The organism is Actinomycetota bacterium (assembly GCA_035759705.1).
Classification (GTDB): domain Bacteria; phylum Actinomycetota; class CADDZG01; order JAHWKV01; family JAHWKV01; genus JAJCYE01.
On record DASTUJ010000076.1, the window covers coordinates 1 to 5,464 of the forward strand.

5 protein-coding genes are annotated in these 5,464 nt (G+C 67.8%); 4 read left to right on the plus strand and 1 reads right to left on the minus strand.

Features of this window, described 5'->3' with window-relative positions; genetic code table 11:
- A partial coding sequence (locus tag VFV09_05080) for a zinc ABC transporter substrate-binding protein (protein ID HEU4867086.1) occupies positions 1–263 on the minus strand: 263 nt, incomplete at its 3' end.
- 166 nt (positions 264–429) lie between these two features.
- Here VFV09_05080 and creD point away from each other — a divergent pair.
- The 4 genes from creD to VFV09_05100 form a co-directional block, all read left to right on the plus strand.
- The gene (gene creD / locus VFV09_05085; protein ID HEU4867087.1) at positions 430–1,782 is read left to right on the plus strand and encodes a cell envelope integrity protein CreD; all 1,353 of its coding nucleotides are present in this window, start codon (positions 430–432) and stop codon (positions 1,780–1,782) included.
- A gap of 381 nt (positions 1,783–2,163) precedes the next feature.
- The gene (locus VFV09_05090) at positions 2,164–2,865 is read left to right on the plus strand and encodes a DUF1722 domain-containing protein (GenBank protein ID HEU4867088.1); all 702 of its coding nucleotides are present in this window, start codon (positions 2,164–2,166) and stop codon (positions 2,863–2,865) included.
- 123 nt (positions 2,866–2,988) lie between these two features.
- Positions 2,989–3,612, plus strand: a complete 624-nt coding sequence (locus tag VFV09_05095; protein ID HEU4867089.1) for a helix-hairpin-helix domain-containing protein — start codon at positions 2,989–2,991, stop codon at positions 3,610–3,612.
- Between the two features lie 23 nt (positions 3,613–3,635).
- Positions 3,636–5,464: ComEC/Rec2 family competence protein (locus VFV09_05100; protein HEU4867090.1), on the plus strand; the 1,829-nt coding region annotated here is incomplete at its 3' end.

Consider the following 5,464-nt stretch of genomic DNA (forward strand, 5'->3'; position numbering starts at 1 on the left):
AGGTCGGCGGTGGAAAGCAGCTCGGCGATGCCGGGCGACGGCTCGAAGGTGTGGGAGTTGGTGCCCTCGGGGACGATGCCGGTCACGTCCGCCAGGTCCCCCACGATGCTGGAGACGATGCTGGTGATGGGGGCCACGGTCGTGGCGATTTTGAGGCGGCCATCGTCCGCGGGGGCATCGGTGTCCGGTGCCGGCGAGGAGCAACCGGCCGTCAGGATCAACAGGCAGAGAACAGCAGCCAGACCCCGGGCGATGCCGACCATTCCAACCTCCGACTAGGTGGAGTCGGAGTCTATGGCGACGAAGTGCTTATTGCAACACAGTTGCGATAAGCCTCCAGTTTTCACATTTCCTTGACACGGTCCTATCGATTCCCGGTCTTGGGTTCCGTAGTGTGGAGTCCCCGCACGATGACGAAAGGACCGTTTCATGGACGAGCAGAATCGCTGGGGATGGTCATTCTCCGGATCCCGCACACTTCGACTGGTGGGAGTGGGGTTTCTCGCCCTGGTCCTGCTCATCCCGATCCTCCAGATCGGCGATCTGGTGAAAGAACGCCAGGGCAGGGCGGCTGGTGCGGTGGACGAGATCGCCTCGAAGTGGGGGGACAGCCAGTCGATTGTCGGGCCTGCGCTAGTCGTGCCGTACACCGAACGGACCACCGGCGTCTCCGCAACCGGAGCGCCCGTTGTCACCGATCGCCCCGGCAATGCGATCTTCCTCCCCAAGCGCATGCAGGCCGAGGGCAAGGTCGACTCGGAGACCCGCAAGCGGGGGATCTTTTCCGTGCCGGTCTACCGTCTCGATCTGAACGTGGAGGGCGAGTTCGCGAAGCCGGACTTTGCGTCACTGGGCCTCGACCCGGCGACTGCCGACTGGTCCCGGGCCCACCTGGTGGTGTCGATCGCCGACGTCCGGGCCATCCAGGAGCAGAACTCGGTGCGATGGAACGACAAAGATGTGGCTTTTCTGCCCGGAACCGGGAGCTTCTCGGAGTTCAAAACCGGCATCCAGGCCGCGGTGGGGGTTGAGGCGGACACGACCGACTACCGGTTCTCGTTCCCGCTGACGCTCAACGGCTCCTCGATGCTCTCGCTGGCGCCCTTCGCCGAGACGACCACCGTGAAGCTTTCGTCCGACTCGGCCAACCCAAGCTTCCAGGGCAACTGGCTGCCCACCGACCGCACCGTGAGCAGCGGCGGGTTCGAGGCCACCTGGGCGATCCCGTTCCTCGGCCGGAACTACCCGCAGGCGTGGACGGAGGGGACTGCGCTCAGGCCGTCTATCGATGCGTCGCTGTTCGGCGTGGAGCTCGTGGAGCCGGTGAACACCTACTCGATGGCCGAGCGCAGCCTGAAGTACGCCGGGCTGTTCCTGCTGCTGACCTTTGCCCTGATGTGGCTGATCGAGGTTCTGGGAAGGGTGCGCGTTCACCCCATCCAGTACCTGCTTCTGGGGGCGGCTCTATGCCTGTTCTACCTGTTGGAGCTTTCGCTGTCCGAGCACCTCGGCTTCGGTCCGGCCTACGCCATCGCCACCCTGGCCGTGGTCGGCATGGTCGGCGCCTACAGCTGGGTGATCTTCCGGCAGCGGGCCCGGGCGGCGACTGTGACCGGCGCGGTCGCCGGGCTCTACGCCTACCTGTACGTCCTGCTGCGCAACGAGGACTACGCCCTACTGATGGGGTCGGTGGGCCTGTTCGTGATCCTGGGGACCATCATGTACGCCACTCGCAAGGTGGACTGGTCGGCGCAGGGAACGACGGAGGCCGAACCGGCGTGAGGCGGGGCAGCTTCCTCACTGGGCTAGCGTTCTGCTCGTTCTTCGCCCTTGTCTGCAGCCTCGTGGGTCTGGGAGCTGCGTTCTACGATACGGAGGACTGTTCCCGGAGCGACAATGCCCTTTCCGGGAGCTACACCGTACAGTCGCAGGTGATTCCTCCCGGGACACTTTGCCTCTACGACACCCCCGAAAGATCGCCGCAGGCGGTATTCGTGCCGGTTGCACCAGAGACCTGGATCTGGATCGTTTGCTGCGTCGCGGTGGGCGCGGTTCCGCTGACAATGCTGTTCCGGTACAAAGCTGCGCAGGACGCAAAGCGAGGCGGACCTAGCTTCTAAAGGGGGCTTAGTCTCGGAGGATGGCGAGCAGCAGCGACTGACCGTGCGCATCTGGGACCTGTCGCCCGGCTACCTCAACCGGGGAAGCCTGCTGGGGGAGCACCGCGAGCTGCACGGGCTGCACTCGATCATCGTGAACGGCAAGAAGGGCTACGCCAACCACCCGGAGACGCTCCGCTGGGTGGGAGCGCTCGGGGGCCTGATCGAACGGCACAACCAGCTGATCGAGGAGATGTCTCTGCGGGGGTACGTCGACCGGACACCCCTGGCGCCGGTGGAGGAGCCGGATTGGCCTACGGTGTTCGTCGACCCGCCGGGCGACCAGATCGGGATCCTGCGGAGGAAATACGCCGGCAAAGAGGCCGGCCGGATCCCCCTGCCGGCCGACGCGCAGCAGTTGTGGGCGCAGCACAAGTACTCGGTGATGGCTCGCAGCCCGGAGGAGTGTGGCCGCATCGGCAGGGACCTGGCGGCTCCGGGTTCGAAGGCGGCGCTGGGCGATCTGGCGGCCGACCTGGTGCTCATCCTGCGGGAGAAGCCGGGCGCGGGCCGGCTATCGAACGCGGTCGAGCACATGTGGGGCCACGTCCGGACGCACGCGACGCCGGACGACGTGGCCCGTGCGGGAACCGGCGTTGCCGAGATGCTGCGGCTGACCCAGCGGTTGGCGATGGACCGGCGCGAGCGGTACCTGGTTGAGTCGACTGCACTAAGCGACCTGGCCGTTTTTGTCACGAGCGGCTGATAGCTTTCAAAGCGAAATTCCCAACGTTGCCAACAGCGTTTTGACGGGTTACAAATAACACTTCCCCGCACTTCCCCGGTTCGAAGTCAGCCAAGGCGAGGTCTCCTTCTTTCGGGAGGACGGGTGCAGGAAGCGGGTGTTTTCCAGCGCATCTCGGACGCTGCGCGCGCGTCCCGGTCCGAGCTCCTTCTGGTCGTACTTCTGGGCCTTGCCATAGTCGGAACCGGCGCGGTCGTTGTCCTCCGCAGCTCCGACCCTCCTGCGCCGCCGGTCGAGCGTGTCGTCGCCCAGCCGGAGGCCAGCGCATCGCCTTCGCCGGTCAAGCAGGTGGTCGTTCACGTGTCGGGCCAGGTGAACAAGCCCGGTGTCTACGAGCTTCCGGACGGCAGCAGGGTGCAGGATGCAGTTGCGGCCGCCGGCGGGCCGCTGGCGGAGTCGGATGCCAACGCCCTGAACCTCGCGGCCGTAATTGCCGACGGCCAGAAGGTCACCGTGCCGAAGCCCGGCGAGGCAGTGACGGTTGACCCGGCCTCTTCGGCGGAAGCCGGGGCGCCGGCCGGCAAGGTCAACCTCAACCTCGCCACCCCTGCCCAGCTCGAGGAGCTGCCCGGCGTCGGCCCGGTGCTTGCCGAGCGAATCGTCGCCCATCGTCAGAAGGGACGGTTCACCTCCCCGCGCCAGCTGATGGAGGTGAGCGGATTCGGCCCGAAGAAGTACGAGGCGCTGAAGGACCAGATCACGGTGTAGCGCCGCCGCCGCGGGTTTTTTGGGTGGCTGCAGCGTTTTTGCTGGGCCTGGTGGCCGCCGACCTCTGGCGCCCCGGCAAAGCGGCCGCTCTGGGGATCGGCGTGCTCGGAGCCGGCTGCCTGTGCAGCGCCTGGCTGCTCCACCGCCGGCTGCCCGACCCGGGGCAGGGAGATCTGCTTCCACGGATCGGCGCTCGCACCGGCGCTCTCCTGCTGGTGGGGGCGGCCGCCATAGGGTGTTCGGACCTGGGGGTACGGACGGCCGTCCTGGAAGGTTCGGTCCTGGGCGACCTGGACGGCCGGGTGGTGACCGTCGAAGCCCGGGTCGCCTCCGACCCCGAGCCGCTGGTGCGCGGCTGGGGTTACACCCTGCGGTCGGTCGCGGTGGCGCCGGGTGTCAAATCGACCCGGCCGGCGGCGGGACGGCTGTCCGTCAGGTCGTACGGAAAGCCGCCGGCGGTCGCATTGGGGGACCGGGTCCGGCTCGAGGTGAAGCTGTCCCGGCTCGATCCCCGGGAGCCGTTCGACGCCCGCCTCGCCCGAGAGGGCGTGGCCGCAAAAGCGGTCGTTCTTTCTCCGCCTGCGGTCCTTGGCTCCACGAAGAACCCGCTCCTGGCCGCCTCCAACCTGTTTCGATCCCGGATGCTGGGCGCCTCGGAGCGCACTTTGAGCCCGGGCCAGTCGGCCCTGCTTTCCGGCCTGGTGATCGGCGACGAACGCAAGATCAGCGCCCGGGTGGAGGACGACTTCCTGGCCTCGGGCCTGTCGCATCTGACGGCGGTCTCGGGAGCGAACCTGGCGATGGTGCTCGCTGCCCTGGCGGTCGCCTTGAGCGTCCTGCGAGCCTCCCGGCGGACCGGTATCTTGCTGGGACTGGCCGCGATAGTCCTCTTCACCGCAATCACCCGCTGGGAGCCGTCGGTGCTCCGTGCCGCCGTGATGGCGGCAGTCGGCCTCGCGGCTTTCCTGTTCGGGAGACTGTCGACCCCGTCCCACGCCTTCGGTCTGGCCTTCGTTGGGCTGCTGGCTTTCGACCCGATGATGTTGTGGTCGGTGGGCTTTCAGCTCTCGTTCCTGGCGACGGCCGGAATATTGTGGCTGCGGCCGCCGCTCGTCGCCCGGCTCGGCTCCCTTCCTAGGCCGCTGGCGGAGGCGGTCGCCATCGGCATCGCCGCCCAGGTCGCGGTCTTCCCGCTGATCGCCCTGCACTTCGGCCGGGTCTCGGTTGCCTCGGTCCCGGCGAACCTGGCGGCCTTTCTACTGGTGGCGCCCATCACCGTCCTGGGTCTGGCCGGCGGGGTGGCGTCGCTGGTCTCCGAAACGCTGGCATGGCCGTTCATGAAGCTCGCCGGGCTGCTTGTCTCGGCGCTGCAGTGGGTGGCGAAGGTCTTCGGCCGCTCGGACGCCGCCCAGCTCGACGTGCCCAACTTCAACCTCGCCGAAGCGGCGGCGGCCTACCTGATCATCGCCGCCGTCTGGCTCCTGTTCGCGCAGCGGAGGCGGTGGGCGAGGTGGCCGGCCGTCGCCGGGGCCGTCCTGTGGGTGGGAGCCAGCCTGATGCCGGCCCTCGGCTCCTCCGCGCCGACGGGTCTGAGGGTCACCTTCTTCGACGTCGGAGAGGGCGACTCTGCGCTGGTAGAGAGCCCTTCGGGGGCCCGCATCCTGGTTGACGGCGGCCGGGAGCCCGACGTGATCGCCGCGACGTTGAGGCGCCGGGGCTTCGAGCGGGTCGACCTGCTGGTCGCCTCACACATGCACGCCGACCACGTCATCGGCCTCCAGGCGGTGATGCGGCGCCTCGACATCGGCCTCGCCGTGCACCCGGGCGTAAAGGCGCCGCTGCTGCCGACGCT

Excerpts from the sequence above, each read along its gene's own strand:
- creD (HEU4867087.1), top strand. The coding sequence starts at position 430 with ATGGACGAGCAGAATCGCTGGGGATGGTCATTCTCCGGATCCCGCACA.